Here is a 17,882-nt window from a genome sequence, read left to right on the forward strand (position 1 = left end):
GGTAAGATCATTTTACTATGGTCTTCACACCGTTGGCGGTACCAATCAGCGCAACGTCGGCACAGCGTGCAGCAAACAGCCCCACCGTGACCACGCCTGGCAGCGCATTAATCGCTTTCTCCAGCGCAATCGGGTCCAGAATTTTCAGATTATGCACGTCGAGAATAATGTTGCCGTTATCGGTCAGCACATGCTGACGGTATTCCGGCAGGCCGCCCAGCTTCACCAGTTCACGCGCCACAAAACTGCGGGCCATCGGGATCACTTCCACCGGCAGCGGGAAACCGCCCAGCACATCAACCTGTTTAGACTCATCCGCTATACAGACAAACTTATCCGCCACCGCAGAGATGATTTTCTCCCGCGTCAGCGCCGCGCCACCGCCTTTGATCATCTGCATCATGCCATTGATCTCATCAGCGCCATCGACGTAGACCGACAGGGAGTCAATCTCGTTGAGGTCGAACACCTGAATACCCAGGCTTTTCAGCTTCTCTGTTGAAGCCTCAGAGCTGGAGACCGCACCGTCAATCTGGTGTTTGATCGAGCCCAACGCATCGATAAAGTGAGCGGCAGTAGAACCCGTCCCCACACCGACAATGGTGCCCGGGGTAACATAGTCCAGCGCTGCCCAACCGACGGCCTTTTTCAGTTCATCCTGTGTCATGGTAAGTTTAGATTCCGTACAGCTACAGTGTGGCGCTAGTATAAAACAACCCGATGGAAATGACTGCCTTCACGCGGGCTTTGTTGGCACTTTGGAAGCCAGGCCACAAACCTGAAGCGGGATAATGTCGCCTTTGCCCAGGGCAAAGTGACAAAAATATGGCATAGTGCAGTTTCCACACCTGAAAGAGAGTTATCACCCACTATGAAACGCCCGGATTATCGCACGCTTCAGGCGCTGGATGCAGTGATTCGCGAGCGCGGCTTCGAACGCGCAGCACAAAAGCTTTGCATTACCCAGTCGGCAGTCTCACAACGAATCAAGCAGTTGGAGAACATGTTCGGCCAGCCGCTGCTGGTGCGTACCGTGCCGCCACGCCCAACCGAGCAAGGGCAAAAGCTGCTGGCGTTACTGCACCAGGTTGAACTGCTGGAAGAGGAGTGGCTGGGCGATGAGAACAGCGGCACCACGCCATTGCTGCTGTCGCTGGCGATAAACGCCGACAGTCTGGCAACCTGGCTGCTGCCCGCGCTGAAAACCGTATTAACCGACTCTCCGGTGCGTCTGAACCTGCAGGTGGAAGATGAAAGCCGCACGCAGGAACGCCTGCGTCGTGGCGAAGTGGTTGGGGCAGTGAGTATTCAACCTCAGCCTCTGCCAAGCTGCCTGGTGGATCAGCTCGGCGCGCTGGATTATCTGTTTGTCGGCTCGAAGGAATTTGCCGCGCGTTATTTCCCGAATGGCGTGACCCGCTCTGCCCTGCTGAAAGCGCCCGCGGTGGCCTTCGACCATCTTGATGATATGCATCAGGCCTTTTTACAGCAGAACTTTGACCTGTCGCCGGGCAGCGTGCCCTGCCATATCGTTAACTCGTCGGAAGCGTTTGTGCAGCTGGCGCGTCAGGGCACCACCTGCTGTATGATCCCGCACCTGCAGATTGAGCGCGAGCTGGCAGAAGGCGAGCTGATTGACTTAACACCGGGCCTGTTCCAGCGCCGGATGCTTTACTGGCACCGCTTCGCGCCAGAAAGCCGCCTGATGCGCAAGGTCACCGATGCGTTAATCGCTCACGGCCATCGCGTCCTGCGTCAGCCGGAATAAGCCATAAAAAAAGGCTCCCGTTGGGAGCCCTGAATGCAGCCTACACCGGGCGTTGTCACTGACAGCGCCCTTTTTGCGATTACGGGTTACGCTGCAGTTCAAACACCACATCAACCTGATCGTCGAAGTGAATGCTCTGCTTTTCATAGGTTTCCGCCGCAGAGGTCATCGGTGCGGCATCGGCCATTTTATACATGCGCGCGACCGGCATTGGCTGGTAGTTAGCAACGTGATAACGGATGCTGTAAACCGGGCCCAGCTTGGTATTAAAGCCTTTCGCCAGCTCGCCTGCCTGCTGCGTCGCGTCCTGAATCGCCGCCTGACGCGCCTTGTTGCGGTATTCATCCGGATGGGCCACGCCCAGCTCAACGGAGCGGATTTCGTTCAGGCCAGACTTCAGCGCACCGTCCAGCAGCTCGTTCAGCTTATCTAACTGACGCAGAGTCACCTGCACCTGACGCACCGCACGGTAGCCTTTCAGCACCGCTTTGCCTTCTTTGGTGTAGTCATATTCTGGCTGGGTACGCAGGTTAGCGGCATCAATATCTTTCTTCTCAATGCCATTTTTTTGCAGGAAATCAAAGTACTGCGCGACTCGCGTATCGGCCTGAGCCTTGGCTGTCGCGGCATCTTTCGCCGAAATGCTGACTTCAATAGCCAGCGTAGCGATATCCGGTGTGGCTTCAACACTGGACTGGCCAGACGTCACAACGTGTGGGCCATTCGGCAGCTCATCTGCCAGCGCCAGAGCCGGTACGGTTCCAAATCCAATCATTGCGGCCAGGGCCAATTTAGTAAGCTTCACTGGGTTCCTCCGTGGGGTATTTAAGTCACATCAAGGTTTACTGACGGGGAAAATTGCCTCACCGCCAGAGAAATGTTCCGTCAAAACGCAACAAGCTGGCATATGTTATTGCGTTTTCGGGTATCAGGCTATGACCTTTATTCCTGGAGTGAGTTCCTTGTGACTGAAATCATCCCCATCAGACAATTACTGGAAACCTGTTGCCTGCAGCGCCAGCTTTAACGCAATGCCCCACATCATTACCCCAACCAGCGCATTGATGATGCGTTGGGCTTTCGCCGTATTCAGCACCGGTGACAGCCAGGCGGCGAGTGACGCCAGGCCAAAGAACCACAGGATTGATGCGGTGACCGAGCCCAACGCAAACCAGCTGCGGGCTTCCGCCGGAAGCTGTCCGCCGAGACTGCCGAGCACCACAAAGGTATCGATATAGACATGCGGATTCAGCCAGGTCACGGCCATCATGGTGGCGACAATCCGCCAGCGTCCCTGCTTCATCGCGGCGGAGGAAGAGAGGTCAATGTTGCCGCTGAACGCGGTACGCAATGCTCCCCAGCCGTACCACAGCAGGAAAAGCACGCCGCCCCAGGTCACCAGATTGAGCAGCAGTGGCGATTGGGTCAGCAAGGCACTGCCGCCAAACACTCCGGCGCAAATCAGGACGATGTCGCTCAGGGTACAGAGTCCGGCGGTCATCAGATGATATTGACGACGCACGCCCTGATTTAACACCAGCGCATTTTGTGGCCCTAACGGCAGGATTAACGCAGCACCCAGAGCCATGCCCTGAAAGAAGATTGAAAACACGGGAAACACCTCGTCCTGAATAATTGCAGGCGAGTGTATAGCGGAAGGTTCATTAGAGGAAATGGAATAAACTAATGTTATATCAGTTTTACTAATAACGTTAAGGCAAGAAAGGCGAACCGTGGCTCGCCTTTAACTTACTGATTACTCTGGTTTAGGTAACGACGGCGCCACCTCTGGCGTCGCGGTTTTGACTTCAGCCTGCTGATCTTCAGCCGACTTCACCTGATGCAGGTGAACGTCCATCTGCGGATAAGGAATGCCAATCTGATGCGCGTCCAGCGTGCGCTTGAAGTTCTTCATCAGATCCCAGTAGACGTTCTGCAGGTCACCGGCATTACTCCAGCAGCGCACCACGAAGTTCACTGAAGAGGCGGCCAGTTCATTCAGGCCAATCTGGATGCCCATATCGCGCAGCACGCGAGGCTCGGCATCAACCACTTCCTGCAGCAGCTTAATCACCTGATCAACGTCGGCATCATAGGCCACACCGATAATGAACTCATTACGGCGCACCGGCTCCCGCGAGAAGTTAACGATATTCCCGGCGATGATTTTACCGTTTGGCACCACGACAATTTTGCCGTCGGCGGTTTTCAGGGTGGTAGAGAAGATCTGCACGCTCTGCACCGTCCCCATTACACCGATATCAATGAATTCACCGGTACGGAACGGACGGAAGGTAACCAGCAGCACGCCGGCCGCCAGGTTAGCCAGCGAACCCTGCAGCGCCAGACCAATGGCCAGGCCGGCGGCACCGAGCACCGCGATCACCGAGGCGGTCTGCACGCCTACCCTGCCCAGGGCGGCGATCAGCGTAAAGGCGATGACCCCGTAGCGCACCAGCGCTGAAAGGAAGTCGGCTACCGTGGCATCGATATGACGCGCCAGCAGCACTTTATTCAGGGTGTTGGAGATGAGTCGCGCCACAATCATCCCGACGATAATAATCGCAATGGCCGCCACGATATTCACGACATAACTCAACAGCAGCTCCTGGTTACGCACCAGCCAACCTCCTGCGTTGTTAATGCCATGTACCACGTTCAGATCTTCCATTTCGTTTTCCTGTTGTTGTTCCCCTGCGGGAAGTAAGCAGTTTTTTGCCAGACAAACTGACATCCCAAACTCAAAGGGTAACCAATAATGCCGCGCTCTGCCAAATAAGCAGTCAAATTAACAATTTGTTACCGGACAGGCGAAAAAAAAGGCCCCGGTAAAGGGGCCTTTTTCATACTGTCGTTAACGCGGCAAAATTACAGAACGTCGACTGCGTTCAGCTCTTTAAATGCCTGCTCCAGACGAACGATCATTGATGACTGGGATGCGCGCAGCCAGACACGTGGATCGTAGTATTTTTTGTTTGGCTTGTCTGCGCCTTCCGGGTTGCCCAGCTGGGCCTGCAGGTAGCCTTCGTTCTTTTTGTAGTACTGCAGGATACCGTCCCAGGTTGCCCATTGGGTGTCAGTATCGATGTTCATTTTGATCACGCCGTAGCTGATTGACTCTTCGATTTCTGCAGCAGAAGAACCGGAACCACCGTGGAACACGAAATCCAGCGAGTTGTGTGGCAGGTTGTGTTTCTTGCTCACATAGTCCTGAGAATCACGCAGGATGGTCGGAGTCAGCTTAACGTTGCCTGGCTTGTACACGCCGTGCACGTTACCGAATGACGCAGCGATAGTGAAGCGCGGGCTGATGGCATTCAGTTTTTCGTAAGCGTAATCAACGTCTTCTGGCTGAGTGTACAGTGCAGAAGCGTCCATGTGGCTGTTGTCCACGCCGTCTTCTTCGCCACCGGTGCAACCCAGTTCGATTTCTAACGTCATGTTGATCTTAGCCATACGGGCCAGATAGGTGCTGCAGATCTCGATGTTTTCTTCCAGTGACTCTTCTGACAGGTCGATCATGTGAGAAGAGAACAGTGGCTTACCGGTTTTCTCGAAGTGAGCTTCACCCGCGTCCAGCAGACCGTCGATCCATGGCAGCAGTTTTTTCGCGCAGTGGTCAGTGTGCAGGATAACCGGCACGCCGTAATGTTCTGCCATCTGATGCACGTGGTGCGCGCCAGAGATTGCGCCCAGGATTGCTGCAGCCTGTGGCTTGTCTGATTTCAGACCTTTACCGGCGATGAAGCCTGCGCCACCGTTAGAGAACTGAATGATGACCGGGGCTTTAACTTTAGCGGCGGTTTCCAGAACGGCGTTGATGGAGTCGGTGCCTACGCAGTTAACGGCTGGCAGAGCGAATTTGTTTTCTTTCGCTACTTTGAAGATCTTCTGCACGTCGTCGCCGGTGACAACGCCTGGTTTTACGAAATCAAAAATTTTAGACATGTTTTTTGTCCTGTTTCGTCGGTCGTATTAAGAGATTCGGAACCCGTCAAACGGGTAAATCATTCTGGCGGGAAGCAACTTCCCGCCCCAGTAATTACTGTTTTGCACGCGCTTCAAGCATGGCGACTGCTGGCAGTGTTTTGCCTTCCACGAATTCCAGGAAAGCACCGCCGCCGGTAGAGATATAAGAGATCTTATCTTCGATACCGAACAGATCGATGGCCGCCAGCGTATCACCGCCACCTGCGATAGAGAATGCGTCGCTGTCTGCAATCGCATTAGCAATGATTTCAGTGCCTTTGCGGAAGTTCGGGAATTCGAACACGCCAACCGGACCGTTCCACAGGATAGTTTTGGCTTCTTTCAAGATCTTAGCCATTGCCAGTGCGGTTTCATCGCCGAAGTCCATGATCTCTTCATCATCTTTCACTTCGCTGACTTTCTTCACGGTAGACGGTGCAGTTTCAGAGAATTCCGTGCCTACGCGGGAGTCGGTCGGAACCGGGATTTTAAATTCGTCACGCAGTTTTTTCGCTGCATCAACAAAATCAGGCTCATACAGAGACTTACCGACGTTGTTATCAATCGCCACGAAGGTGTTGGCAATGCCGCCGCCGACAATCACGGTGTCCGCGATTTTTACCAGCGAGTTCAGCACGTCAAACTTGGTAGAGACTTTAGAACCGCCAACCACCGCCACCATTGGGCGCTCTGGCGATTTCAACGCTTTACCCAGCGCGTCCAGTTCGTTAGCCAGCAGTGGGCCAGCACACGCGATTGGGGCAAATTTGCCGACGCCGTGGGTAGACGCCTGCGCGCGGTGCGCGGTACCGAAGGCATCCATCACGTAGATATCGCACAGGGCGGCATATTTTTTAGAGAGGGCTTCGTCGTCTTTCTTTTCGCCTTTGTTAAAGCGAACGTTTTCCAGAACGACCAGCTCACCTTCGGCAATGTCCAGGCCGTCAAGGTAGTCTTTCGCCAGGCGAACAGGAGAAGAGAGTTTGTCTTTCAGATAGTTAACAACTGGCAGGAGGGAAAACTCCTCGTTGTATTCACCTTCAGTCGGGCGACCAAGATGGGAGGTAACCATCACTTTCGCGCCCTGCTTCAACGCCGCTTCGATGGTCGGCAATGAGGCACGGATACGTGCATCCGACGTCACTTTCCCTTCTTTCACTGGCACGTTCAAATCAGAACGAATAAGTACGCGTTTGCCAGCAAGATCCAGATCGGTCATCTTAATTACAGACATGGTGAATCCTCTCGTTGATTCTCTAAGTTTTGACAGGCGCAAACCGCGCCCTACCTGAAACCGGTTGCGGCCATCGCTAACGTTGTGTCGATCATTCGGTTAGCAAAGCCCCACTCGTTGTCGCACCAGACAAGTGTCTTGATCAGGTGCTGACCGCTGACCCGCGTCTGCGTGCCGTCCACTATGGCACTGTGCGGATCGTGGTTAAAATCTATGGAGACTAACGGTAATTCCGTATAGTCAACTATACCACTAAATGCCCCTTCTGACGCGTTTCGCAACAAGGCATTAACCTCGCACGCCTGCACCGCCTCCCTCACGCTGACGCTCAAATCAATCGCCGTCACGTTTATTGTAGGGACACGTACCGCTATCGCCTCAAAACGGTCGTTAAATTTAGGAAAAATACGGGTAATGCCGGCGGCAAGACGCGTATCGACCGGAATAATCGACTGGCTGGCTGCGCGCGTGCGTCGCAGGTCGGGATGGTACGCATCTATCACCTGCTGATCGTGCATGGCTGAGTGGATAGTGGTCACGGTGCCCGACTCGATGGTGAAGGCATCATCCAGCAGTTTAATCACCGGAATAATACAGTTGGTGGTGCAGGAAGCGTTGGAGACGATCAGGTGGTCCGGTTGCAGCTCTTTCTCATTCACACCGAAAACCACGGTGGCATCCAGGTCGTTTCCGCCAGGATGGGAGAACAGCACTTTTTTCGCGCCGGCGGCCAGATGGGCTTCGCCATCTGCACGACTGCCATACACGCCGGTACAATCCAGCACCACATCGACATTCAGCTCCTGCCACGGCAGATCGCTGATTTCCGCACGATGCAGCAGACGAATGGTATCTTCGCCGACCCACAGCAGATCCCGCTCCTGGCGGACATCCCAGGCAAATCGCCCGTGGCTGGTATCGTACTTCAGTAAATGCGCCATTCCCGCCGCGTCAGCCAGCTCATTGATGGCCACCACGGTGATCTCTGCACGACGTCCGGTTTCATAAAGAGCACGCAACACGTTGCGCCCGATGCGACCAAAACCGTTTATGGCAATGCGAACCGTCATATCACTCCTGCATCCGAATTCGGTGTAAAACTGGAGCGTTAGCCTGAGCCAGACGTTCAAATTTGTACAGGGAATTCTTGCATCAGAAAAACTGTACTAAGCCCGTATATCTTCAGCAACTACGCAAACTGAAACGGTTCAGCGAGAATAATAGAATGGAGGAATAATAGGAATGACGAGGATCAATTGCTGCGACAATCTTTAGATCTAAGTCACAGATTTAGAAAATTCCACGGCCGGGGATGACGGCGGAAAAGTGAAAACGGGGCGGAAGCAATCCCGCCCCGCTGGGCTTACAGCAGTTCTTTCGCTTTAGCGACCACGTTATCCACGGTGAAGCCAAACATTTCAAACAGCTGCTCTGCAGGCGCTGACTCACCAAAGGTGGTCATACCGACGATTGCACCGTTCAGACCGGTGTATTTGAACCAGTAATCTGCGATACCGGCTTCAATCGCCACACGGGCGCTGACCGCTTTCGGCAGAACCGCTTCACGGTATGCGGCATCCTGTTTGTCGAAGGCATCGGTAGACGGCATCGACACCACGCGCGCCTTACGGCCTTCGGAGGTCAGCTTGTCATACGCGCCCACCGCCAGTTCAACTTCTGAACCGGTGGCGATCAGGATGATTTCCGGCTGACCATCACAGTCTTTCAGCACGTAACCACCGCGAGCCACATTGGCCAGCTGCTCAGCGGTACGATCCTGCTGCGCCAGATTCTGACGGGAGAAGATCAGTGCCGTTGGGCCGTCGAAGCGCTCGATAGCGTATTTCCAGGCAACCGCAGACTCAACCTGATCACATGGACGCCACAGGCTCATGTTCGGGGTGACGCGCAGGCTGGCCATCTGCTCAACCGGCTGATGCGTAGGACCGTCTTCGCCCAGACCGATGGAGTCGTGGGTATAGACCATCACCTGACGGATTTTCATCAGTGCAGCCATACGCGCAGCGTTACGCGCGTATTCAACAAACATCAGGAAGGTCGCGGTGTATGGCAGGAAGCCGCCGTGCAGCGTGATGCCGTTAGCGATGGCGGTCATACCGAATTCACGCACACCGTAATGGATGTAATTACCGGCCAGATCGTCGTTGATTGGCTTAGAACCAGACCACATGGTCAGGTTGCTTGGCGCCAGGTCAGCCGAGCCGCCCAGGTATTCTGGCAGCAGTTTACCGAAGGCTTCCAGCGTGTTCTGCGACGCTTTACGGCTGGCGATTTTTGCTGGGTTAGCCTGCAGCTGTTCGATGAACTTCTGCGACTCAGCCTGCCAGTTAGCCGGCAGCTCGTTGCCCATACGGCGTTTGAATTCTGCCGCCAGCTCCGGGTGCGCTTTAGCGTAGGCCGCGAACTTCTCGTTCCAGCTGGCTTCTTTCGCCTGACCGGCTTCTTTCGCATCCCACTGCGCGTAGATATCCTGTGGGATCTCGAACGGCGCGTGGCTCCAGCCCAACTGCTTACGGGTCAGTGCTACTTCGTCATCACCCAGCGGTGCGCCGTGTGAATCGTGGGTACCGGCTTTGTTTGGTGAACCAAAGCCAATCACGGTTTTGCACATCAGCAGGGAAGGCTTGTCGCTAACCGCTTTCGCTTCTTCAACCGCTTGCTTGATTGCGGCTGCATCGTGACCGTCAACACCGCGCACTACGTGCCAGCCGTAAGCTTCGAAACGCTTGGCGGTGTCGTCAGTGAACCAACCGTCAATGTGACCGTCGATTGAGATACCGTTGTCATCATAGAAGGCAACCAGTTTGCCCAGCTTCAGCGTACCGGCCAGCGAGCACACTTCGTGGGAGATACCTTCCATCATGCAGCCGTCACCCATGAACACATAGGTGTTATGGTCAACAACATCGTGACCCGGACGGTTGAACTGCGCCGCCATCGTGCGCTCGGCAATGGCCATACCTACAGCGTTAGCCACGCCCTGACCCAGTGGGCCGGTAGTGGTTTCCACGCCTGCGGTGTAACCGAATTCCGGGTGACCTGGAGTTTTAGAGTGCAGCTGACGGAAGTTTGCCAGCTCAGCAATCGGCAGATCGTAGCCGGTGAGGTGCAACAGGCTGTAGATCAGCATGGAGCCGTGACCGTTCGACAGCACGAAGCGGTCGCGATCGGCCCACAGAGGATTCGTAGGGTTATGGTTCAGAAATTCACGCCACAGCACTTCGGCGATATCTGCCATGCCCATCGGGGCGCCAGGGTGGCCAGATTTGGCTTTTTGTACCGCATCCATACTTAATGCGCGAATGGCGTTAGCAAGCTCTTTACGAGAAGACATGTTCTACTCCAGGTCGGATTAAACGCTTCGCCGTCCTTAACCTATTTTAATCAATGAGTTATCAGGCAAAGTTGTAAAAGTCGACCCTCAATGTACATGAAAGACGGGTCTGCTGTACATGGCGAAACGTGCAAAATAGCAGGCGTAAACTTGCGGTTTGTGGCTATAACCACTATGCATTCGTAGATGCGCACGTTATAACGCTCTCTTTATAAGCAGCGTTTTTTTCTGCCGGTTTGGCAGGTTCTTGTTTTTACTACCTTGTTACTGATGGATGAAATAATATGAAATTACCCCTCTCTTTCGTTTCTCTGGGACTGATTACCGCACTTTCTGGTTGTCAGGGAGTAGACAGCAACGCGCTTATGCAGTCTGGTGCGCAGGCCTATCAGGCCGCCACCATTAGCGATGAACAGGTCAAAGAACTCAGCGTGAAATCCTGTGCGCAGATGGATAGCGAAGCGCAAATTGCGCCCGACTCCAGCCCGTATGCGCAGCGCCTGGCGAAAATCTCCGCCGCACTGGGTGACAACATCAACGGCACGCCGGCCAACTACAAGGTGTACATCACCAAAGACGTCAATGCCTGGGCGATGGCGAACGGCTGTATCCGCGTTTACAGCGGATTGATGGATATGATGACCGACAATGAAGTCGAGGGTGTGCTGGGCCATGAAATGGGCCACGTGGCATTAGGCCATAGCCGTCGCGCGATGCAGGTTGCTTACAGCACCACCGCTGCCCGTACCGCCATTGGTTCCGTGGGCGGCATCGCCGGTACGCTGTCCCAGTCGCAGCTTGCAGACCTGGGTGAGAAACTGGTTAACGCGCAGTTCTCGCAGAAGCAGGAATCGCAGGCAGATGATTACTCTTTCGACCTGATGAAAAAGCGCAACATCGATCCTAACGGCCTGGTCACCAGCTTCGAAAAACTGGCGAAACTGGAAGGCAGCCATCAAAGCTCGATGTTTGACTCCCACCCGGCTTCCGAAGCGCGCGCTCAGCACATCAAAGAGCGTATCGCTGCCGGTAAATAACCGCGTGTTGCCATAAAAAAAGGGCGCCCTTATCAGGCGCCCTTCTCATTTCTGCTGATGAAACTAGCCTTTGTTAACGGCCTGAACATGCAGCATATCCAGCGCCAGCGTGGCGGCAGCCAGAGCGGTCAGATCGGACTGGTCATAGCCCGGTGCGACTTCCACCAGATCCATCCCGACGATGTTCAACCCCTGCAGACCGCGCACCAGCTTGGTTGCTTTATCGGTGGTCAGACCGCCGATCACCGGCGTGCCGGTGCCTGGCGCATGCGCCGGATCGAGGCAGTCGATATCGAAGGTCAGATAAACCGGCATATCGCCAACGATCTGCTTCACCTGAGCGAGGATGTCATCAACACTGCGGTCGTTAACCTGCGCCGCGTCCAGCACGTTGAAGCCCAGTGAGGCATCAAACTCGGTACGGATACCGATCTGCACCGAGTGTGCCGGATCGATCAGGCCTTCCTTCGGCGCATGGTGGAACATGGTGCCGTGATCGAAGGTCGGGCCGTTGGAATAGGTATCGGTATGGGCATCAAAATGCACCAGCGCCATCTTACCGAAGTATTTAGCATGAGCGCGCAGCAGCGGCAGCGTCACGTAGTGATCGCCACCGAAGGTCAGCATACGCTTGCCGTTGGCCAGCAGCTTCTCGGCATGCGCCTGCAGCTTGTCGGTCAGATCCTGAGAATCGCCAAAGGCGTACACAAGGTCACCGCAGTCGATCACCTTTAAACGCTGACGCAGATCGAAGTTCCACGGCCAGCGGCAGCCTTCCCACGCCAGGTTAGTGGAGATCTGACGGATCGCGCCAGGGCCCAGGCGGCTGCCAGGACGACCGGAGGTCGCGGCATCGAAAGGAATACCGGTGATCACCCACTCAGCGTCGCTGTCGTAAGGCTGGAAGTTGATCGGAAAACGCATAAAACCAAAGGCGTTTGACACCAGCGAGTTGTCGTACTGGTTGCCCAGGGTGTTATTCATACCAAATCCTCTTTAACTGTGAAGCCGGACCAGGCCAGCTTTTGGCTGAAACAGAGATAAAAAAAATCCCCACCGCGTCGTTAAACCCGACGAGGAAGGGATTTTGCAGAGAATTGCCACACCGTCATCGGCGTGGTCAACTCGTCCAGCAGGGGAAGATTATTCGTCTTCCAGATAAGTGTAGCCGTACAAGCCAGATTCGAACTCTTCAAGGAACTGCGCGCGCAGCTCTTCGTCCAGATCGCTCTCTTTAAGCTGGTTGCGGAAGTGCGTCAGCAGCTCCTGCGGATCCAGCTGCACGTATTCCAGCATGTCTGCAACGGTGTCGCCTTCGTCAGACAGATGCACGTCAACGCGGCCATCGGCATAGGCAAACACATCCACCGCTTCGGTATCGCCGAACAGGTTGTGCATGTTGCCGAGGATTTCCTGGTAAGCGCCGACCATAAAGAAGCCGAGCATCGGAGGATTATCCACATCGTACTGCGGCATCGGCATGGTGGTGGCAATGCCATCGCCATCCACATAGTGATCGATGGTGCCATCGGAGTCACAGGTGATGTCCAGCAGCACCGCGCGACGTTCAGGCGACTTGTTCAGCCCTTCCAGCGGCAGCACCGGGAACAGCTGATCGATACCCCAGGCATCCGGCATCGACTGGAACAGCGAGAAGTTGACGTAAATCTTGTCCGCCATACGCTCCTGCAGTTCGTCGATGATGGGACGGTGCGCGCGGTTGGTCGGGTCAAGATGCTGCTGAATATAGTGGCAGATGCTCAGATAAAGCTGCTCAGCCCAGGCGCGCTGCGTCAGGTCATAAGTGCCCTGCGAGTAGCCGGTATGGATATCAAACAGATCCATCTGGCTGTCATGCAGCCATTCGCGCAGCGAGCGACGGTTGTTTGGCTGATGCATCTCCTGCCAGGTATCCCACATGCTGACAATCGGACGTGGCGAATCCGCAGACGGCGTCTGTGGCTCGCTGAATTCGTTACGCTCTACGCCGATGATGTTCGACACCAGCACGGTGTGGTGCGCCGTGACGGCACGGCCAGACTCGGTGATCACCGTAGGGTGCGGCAGATTATGCTCTTCGCAGGCATCGCCGATCGCCCAAATCACGTTGTTGGCATATTCGTTCAGGCCGTAGTTAACGGAGCAGTCAGACTGCGAACGCGTTCCCTCATAGTCCACGCCCAAACCGCCGCCGACATCGAAGCACTGAATGTTGACGCCGAGTTTAGCCAGCTCTACATAGAAACGGGCCGATTCACGCACGCCGGTGGCGATGTCGCGAATATTGGACATCTGCGAACCGAGGTGGAAATGCAGCAGCTGCAGGCTTTCCATCCGGCCAGCTTCACGCATGATATCGACCAGCTTAAGCACCTGCGTCGCCGACAGACCAAACTTGGATTTTTCGCCGCCGCTGGACTGCCATTTACCGGAGCCCTGAGACGCCAGACGCGCACGGATACCGAGACGCGGCACCACGTTCAGGCGTTCCGCCTCTTCCAGCACCAGCTTCACTTCGGTCATTTTTTCCAGCACCAGATAGACCTTGTGGCCCATCTTTTCGCCGATCAGCGCCAGACGAATGTATTCACGGTCTTTATAGCCGTTACAGACAATCACCGAGCGGGTCTGACCGGCGTGTGCCAGTACCGCCATCAGCTCGGCTTTCGAACCGGCTTCCAGCCCCAGCGGTTCGCCGGAGTTGATCAGCGATTCGATAACGCGTTTGTGCTGGTTAACCTTAATCGGATAGACCAGGAAGTAATCGCCGCGATAGCCGTAAGATTCCCGCGCGCGTTTGAACGCGGCGTTAATCGAACGCAGACGGTGCTGCAGGATCTGCGGGAAGCAGAACAAGGCGGGCAGACGCTGGCCTTCGACCTCGCGCTCTTTCACCAGCTTCGCCAGGTCGACCCGGGCTTCCGGGACGTCCGGATTCGGACAGACGCTGACGTGCCCTAACTCATTGACGTCGTAGTAGTTATTACCCCACCAGGCAATATTGTAGGTGCGCAGCATCTTGCTGGCTTCTTGATCGCTCATGGCCACCTCCTGCATAGAGCGGAGTCCACCTTGTTCGCCAGCTGACGAACCCTTCATTGTCTTAATGTCGTCAGACATTGCGAGCCTCAAATTTCAGTGATGCGGAACAGTTAACTACTATCGCAGGGATAACCCGCAACAACAAGCCATCGGCGAGCGGGATATTCAGCATAAAACGCTGAAAGGCCGCGCCAATCGGTCTCTCAAGTATAACATTATGCAATTCCTTAATGTGCGGAATGAGAAGCCTGTCATGAAAATGTTCCACTTTTTACCTGAGCTGAAAAAAGCTTTAAAGAAAAAAGGCTGGCAATCCGATTAATGAGTGACCTAAAATAGCCGTCCAGATGTTAATCCATCTAAATGGTTAACTTCTAAGCGTCACCTGTTATGTACTGCTCATGGCTTTGCCTGAGGGGGCGCTGGGAACCGAAGCCGGTGAGAACTGGCAAACAGTCTTTAGCGCTATGCAGTCGTTATCAACCCGTATTCAGTAAGGTAAAGAATTAATGGCTAAACACCTTTTCACTTCCGAGTCCGTCTCAGAAGGACATCCTGATAAAATCGCCGACCAGATTTCTGATGCTGTGCTCGATGCCATCCTCGAGCAGGATCCGAAAGCGCGTGTCGCGTGCGAAACGTATGTGAAAACCGGCATGGTGCTGGTCGGTGGTGAAATCACCACGTCGGCCTGGGTCGATATTGAAGAGATCACCCGTAACACCGTACGCGAAATCGGTTATGTCCATTCCGATATGGGCTTTGATGCCAACTCTTGTGCCGTACTGAACGCCATCGGCAAACAGTCACCTGATATCAACCAGGGCGTAGACCGTACCGATCCTCTGGAACAGGGTGCGGGCGACCAGGGTCTGATGTTTGGTTATGCCACTAACGAAACTGATGTGCTGATGCCTGCGCCGGTGACCTATGCTCACCGTCTGGTTCAGCGTCAGGCTGAAGTGCGTAAAAATGGCACCCTGCCATGGCTGCGCCCGGATGCAAAAAGCCAGATCACTTTCCAGTATGACGATGGCAAAATCGTCGGTATTGATGCCGTGGTTCTGTCTACTCAGCACGCTGAAGATATCTCGCTGAAAGATCTGCAGGAAGCGGTGATGGAAGAGATCATCAAGCCGGTTCTGCCAGCAGAGTGGATCAACGCCAGCACCAAATACCACATTAACCCGACGGGCCGTTTCGTCATCGGTGGCCCAATGGGCGACTGTGGTCTGACGGGTCGTAAAATCATCGTTGATACCTACGGCGGCATGGCGCGTCACGGCGGCGGTGCGTTCTCCGGTAAGGATCCGTCTAAGGTTGACCGTTCAGCGGCATATGCAGCGCGCTATGTGGCGAAAAACATCGTTGCGGCTGGCCTGGCTGACCGTTGTGAGATTCAGGTTTCCTACGCGATTGGCGTGGCTGAACCGACTTCCATCATGGTGGAAACCTTCGGTACTGAGAAAGTCTCTACCGAGCAGCTGACGCTGCTGGTGCGCGAGTTCTTCGACCTGCGTCCATACGGTCTGATTCAGATGCTGGACCTGCTGCACCCGATGTACCGCGAGACCGCGGCATACGGTCACTTCGGTCGTGAACATTTCCCTTGGGAAAAAACCGACAAGGCTGCACAGCTGCGTGAAGCTGCTGGCCTGAAGTAAGCACCAGCTTGCAGGACACAGGGCACCCGGTGGGTGCCCTTTTTGCTGTCTGACGCTGGCGGAATGGCCATCGCTGTCTACACTTTTTTTGGCTTCAGACGCGTTGATTGTTAACGGTTACACTCAGAAATATTTACCAATATCTGATAATTAAGAATTAACTCTCTTAACAACCTGTAGCCTAATGCGCTATTTTCAGCGCTGTCTGATAGAAGGGCACTCGGGAAACAAGTGAAACTATTTACTACTATGACTAACTGGTTATAAAGCGTAAGCGCGCGTGAAAATGCTGCATTTAGGAATGATCTGGTGTGTAACCGATTACACCAATGTGATCTGCAGCACAGTCTTGTGGGCCAAGGTTTTCTAACATTTATAACAACAATAAGCAGTACCACTTTAATGGAGGCGTTATGCCTGATAATAAGAAAAAGAGCAGGACATCAAACAAGGCGATGACCTTCTTTGTTTGTTTCCTCGCTGCACTGGCCGGCCTGCTGTTTGGTCTGGATATCGGCGTTATCGCCGGTGCCCTGCCATTCATCGCGAAAGATTTTAACGTTACCGCACATCAGCAGGAGTGGATCGTCAGCTCGATGATGTTTGGTGCCGCCGTCGGTGCCGTCGGTAGCGGCTGGATGTCTTCCCGCCTGGGCCGTAAAAAAAGCCTGATGATCGGTGCCATTCTGTTTGTGATTGGCTCGCTGTGGTCAGCGATGTCATCCAACCCGGAAATGCTGATCTTCGCCCGCGTTCTGCTGGGTCTGGCCGTCGGCGTTGCCTCCTATACCGCGCCGCTGTACCTCTCTGAGATCGCACCAGAGAAGATTCGCGGCAGTATGATTTCCCTGTACCAGCTGATGATCACCATCGGTATTCTGGGTGCGTATTTGTCTGATACCGCGTTCAGCTACACCGGCGAATGGCGTTGGATGCTGGGCGTGATCACCATCCCGGCCGCGCTGCTGCTGGTTGGCGTTTGCTTCCTGCCTAACAGCCCACGCTGGCTGGCCGCCAAAGGCGATTTCCGTACCGCTCAGCGCGTACTGGACCGTCTGCGTGACACCAGCGAGCAAGCGAAACGCGAGCTGGACGAAATCCGTGAAAGCCTGAAGATCAAACAGTCCGGCTGGAGCCTGTTTAAAGGCAACAGCAACTTCCGTCGCGCGGTTTACCTGGGCGTACTTCTGCAGATCATGCAGCAGTTCACCGGGATGAACGTCATCATGTATTACGCGCCGAAGATTTTTGAAATTGCAGGCTTCACCAACACTACAGAGCAGATGTGGGGCACGGTGATTGTGGGTCTGGTTAACGTACTGGCGACCTTTATTGCTATCGGTCTGGTTGACCGCTGGGGCCGTAAGCCAACGCTGAAACTGGGCTTCCTGGTGATGGCGGTCGGTATGGGTATCCTCGGCACCATGCTGCACGTGGGCATCCACTCTTCAACCGGTCAGTACTTCGCTATCGCCATGCTGCTGATGTTTATCATCGGTTTTGCGATGAGTGCCGGTCCGTTGATCTGGGTTCTGTGTTCTGAAATTCAGCCGCTGAAAGGCCGCGATTTCGGTATCACCGTGTCTACGGCAACCAACTGGATTGCCAACATGATTGTCGGCGCCACCTTCCTGACCATGCTCAACACCCTGGGCAACGCGAACACCTTCTGGGTTTACGCCGGTCTGAACGTGCTGTTTATCATTCTGACCATCGTGCTGATCCCGGAAACCAAAGGTATTTCGCTGGAACACATTGAACGTAACCTGTTGGGCGGCAAGAAGCTGCGCGATATCGGTCATCGTGACTAAGA

At 54.6% G+C, this 17,882-nt stretch carries 15 protein-coding genes; 4 read left to right on the forward strand and 11 right to left on the reverse strand.

Annotation, left to right across the window (positions count from 1 at the left end):
* Positions 1-7: 7 nt before the first annotated feature.
* Positions 8-667 carry a ribose-5-phosphate isomerase RpiA gene (gene rpiA, locus EBC_RS19975; RefSeq protein WP_013203666.1) on the reverse strand — a complete coding sequence of 220 codons (660 nt, stop codon included), beginning with the start codon at positions 665-667 and terminating at the stop codon, positions 8-10.
* Between the two features lie 204 nt (positions 668-871).
* Between rpiA and EBC_RS19980 the strand changes: the two genes are divergently transcribed.
* Entirely contained in the window at positions 872-1,768 is an 897-nt protein-coding gene (locus tag EBC_RS19980) for a LysR family transcriptional regulator ArgP (protein ID WP_013203667.1), read from the forward strand.
* A gap of 79 nt (positions 1,769-1,847) precedes the next feature.
* Here the strand turns inward: EBC_RS19980 and EBC_RS19985 are convergent, their stop codons facing one another.
* From EBC_RS19985 to tkt, 7 genes are all read right to left on the reverse strand, one after another.
* A complete protein-coding gene (locus EBC_RS19985) occupies positions 1,848-2,573 on the reverse strand; it encodes an oxidative stress defense protein (RefSeq protein WP_013203668.1) in 726 nt (241 codons plus the stop codon).
* A 186-nt stretch (positions 2,574-2,759) separates the two neighbouring features.
* Positions 2,760-3,380, reverse strand: a complete 621-nt coding sequence (gene argO, locus EBC_RS19990; RefSeq protein ID WP_013203669.1) for an arginine exporter ArgO — start codon at positions 3,378-3,380, stop codon at positions 2,760-2,762.
* A 144-nt stretch (positions 3,381-3,524) separates the two neighbouring features.
* Complete coding sequence (mscS, locus tag EBC_RS19995) at positions 3,525-4,439, reverse strand: small-conductance mechanosensitive channel MscS (RefSeq protein ID WP_013203670.1); 915 nt, start codon at positions 4,437-4,439, stop codon at positions 3,525-3,527.
* A gap of 197 nt (positions 4,440-4,636) precedes the next feature.
* Positions 4,637-5,716 carry a class II fructose-bisphosphate aldolase gene (gene fbaA, locus EBC_RS20000; RefSeq protein ID WP_013203671.1) on the reverse strand — a complete coding sequence of 360 codons (1,080 nt, stop codon included), beginning with the start codon at positions 5,714-5,716 and terminating at the stop codon, positions 4,637-4,639.
* 94 nt (positions 5,717-5,810) lie between these two features.
* The gene (gene pgk, locus EBC_RS20005) at positions 5,811-6,971 is read right to left on the reverse strand and encodes a phosphoglycerate kinase (RefSeq protein ID WP_013203672.1); all 1,161 of its coding nucleotides are present in this window, start codon (positions 6,969-6,971) and stop codon (positions 5,811-5,813) included.
* Positions 6,972-7,021: 50 nt separating this feature from the next.
* Positions 7,022-8,041 carry an erythrose-4-phosphate dehydrogenase gene (gene epd / locus EBC_RS20010; RefSeq protein ID WP_013203673.1) on the reverse strand — a complete coding sequence of 340 codons (1,020 nt, stop codon included), beginning with the start codon at positions 8,039-8,041 and terminating at the stop codon, positions 7,022-7,024.
* Positions 8,042-8,334: 293 nt separating this feature from the next.
* Positions 8,335-10,326 (reverse strand): transketolase, encoded by a 1,992-nt coding sequence (tkt, locus tag EBC_RS20015; protein WP_013203674.1) that lies wholly within the window; start codon positions 10,324-10,326, stop codon positions 8,335-8,337.
* 284 nt (positions 10,327-10,610) lie between these two features.
* Here tkt and loiP point away from each other — a divergent pair, with 284 nt between their 5' ends.
* Entirely contained in the window at positions 10,611-11,363 is a 753-nt protein-coding gene (gene loiP, locus EBC_RS20020; protein WP_013203675.1) for a metalloprotease LoiP, read from the forward strand.
* A gap of 63 nt (positions 11,364-11,426) precedes the next feature.
* Here the strand turns inward: loiP and speB are convergent, their stop codons facing one another.
* The 3 genes from speB to EBC_RS26360 all read right to left on the reverse strand — a co-directional run bounded on the left by speB (position 11,427) and on the right by EBC_RS26360 (position 14,577).
* Complete coding sequence (gene speB / locus EBC_RS20025) at positions 11,427-12,347, reverse strand: agmatinase (RefSeq protein WP_013203676.1); 921 nt, start codon at positions 12,345-12,347, stop codon at positions 11,427-11,429.
* Positions 12,348-12,506: 159 nt separating this feature from the next.
* Positions 12,507-14,483: a biosynthetic arginine decarboxylase gene (speA, locus tag EBC_RS20030; RefSeq protein ID WP_013203677.1), complete on the reverse strand. Its 1,977-nt coding sequence runs from the start codon at positions 14,481-14,483 to the stop codon at positions 12,507-12,509.
* Entirely contained in the window at positions 14,476-14,577 is a 102-nt protein-coding gene (locus EBC_RS26360; RefSeq protein ID WP_225309839.1) for a virulence promoting factor, read from the reverse strand. The genes speA and EBC_RS26360 overlap by 8 nt, the downstream gene beginning before the upstream one ends.
* Positions 14,578-14,914: 337 nt before the next feature.
* Here EBC_RS26360 and metK point away from each other — a divergent pair, with 337 nt between their 5' ends.
* Positions 14,915-16,069 carry a methionine adenosyltransferase gene (gene metK / locus EBC_RS20040; protein WP_013203678.1) on the forward strand — a complete coding sequence of 385 codons (1,155 nt, stop codon included), beginning with the start codon at positions 14,915-14,917 and terminating at the stop codon, positions 16,067-16,069.
* Positions 16,070-16,482: 413 nt separating this feature from the next.
* Complete coding sequence (locus EBC_RS20045) at positions 16,483-17,880, forward strand: sugar porter family MFS transporter (protein ID WP_013203679.1); 1,398 nt, start codon at positions 16,483-16,485, stop codon at positions 17,878-17,880.
* Positions 17,881-17,882 lie beyond the last annotated feature (2 nt).

Origin of the sequence: Erwinia billingiae Eb661 (assembly GCF_000196615.1) — a bacterium.
GTDB lineage: Bacteria > Pseudomonadota > Gammaproteobacteria > Enterobacterales > Enterobacteriaceae > Erwinia > Erwinia billingiae.

Bases quoted from the DNA above. Each gene is read 5' to 3' on its own strand.
- speA (WP_013203677.1), bottom strand. From the start codon at position 14,483: ATGTCTGACGACATTAAGACAATGAAGGGTTCGTCAGCTGGCGAACAA.
- fbaA (WP_013203671.1), bottom strand. From the start codon at position 5,716: ATGTCTAAAATTTTTGATTTCGTAAAACCAGGCGTTGTCACCGGCGAC.
- mscS (WP_013203670.1), bottom strand. From the start codon at position 4,439: ATGGAAGATCTGAACGTGGTACATGGCATTAACAACGCAGGAGGTTGG.
- EBC_RS19980 (WP_013203667.1), top strand. From the start codon at position 872: ATGAAACGCCCGGATTATCGCACGCTTCAGGCGCTGGATGCAGTGATT.
- loiP (WP_013203675.1), top strand. From the start codon at position 10,611: ATGAAATTACCCCTCTCTTTCGTTTCTCTGGGACTGATTACCGCACTT.
- metK (WP_013203678.1), top strand. From the start codon at position 14,915: ATGGCTAAACACCTTTTCACTTCCGAGTCCGTCTCAGAAGGACATCCT.
- epd (WP_013203673.1), bottom strand. From the start codon at position 8,041: ATGACGGTTCGCATTGCCATAAACGGTTTTGGTCGCATCGGGCGCAAC.
- speB (WP_013203676.1), bottom strand. From the start codon at position 12,347: ATGAATAACACCCTGGGCAACCAGTACGACAACTCGCTGGTGTCAAAC.
- EBC_RS26360 (WP_225309839.1), bottom strand. From the start codon at position 14,577: ATGCTGAATATCCCGCTCGCCGATGGCTTGTTGTTGCGGGTTATCCCT.
- pgk (WP_013203672.1), bottom strand. From the start codon at position 6,971: ATGTCTGTAATTAAGATGACCGATCTGGATCTTGCTGGCAAACGCGTA.
- EBC_RS20045 (WP_013203679.1), top strand. From the start codon at position 16,483: ATGCCTGATAATAAGAAAAAGAGCAGGACATCAAACAAGGCGATGACC.
- rpiA (WP_013203666.1), bottom strand. From the start codon at position 667: ATGACACAGGATGAACTGAAAAAGGCCGTCGGTTGGGCAGCGCTGGAC.
- tkt (WP_013203674.1), bottom strand. From the start codon at position 10,326: ATGTCTTCTCGTAAAGAGCTTGCTAACGCCATTCGCGCATTAAGTATG.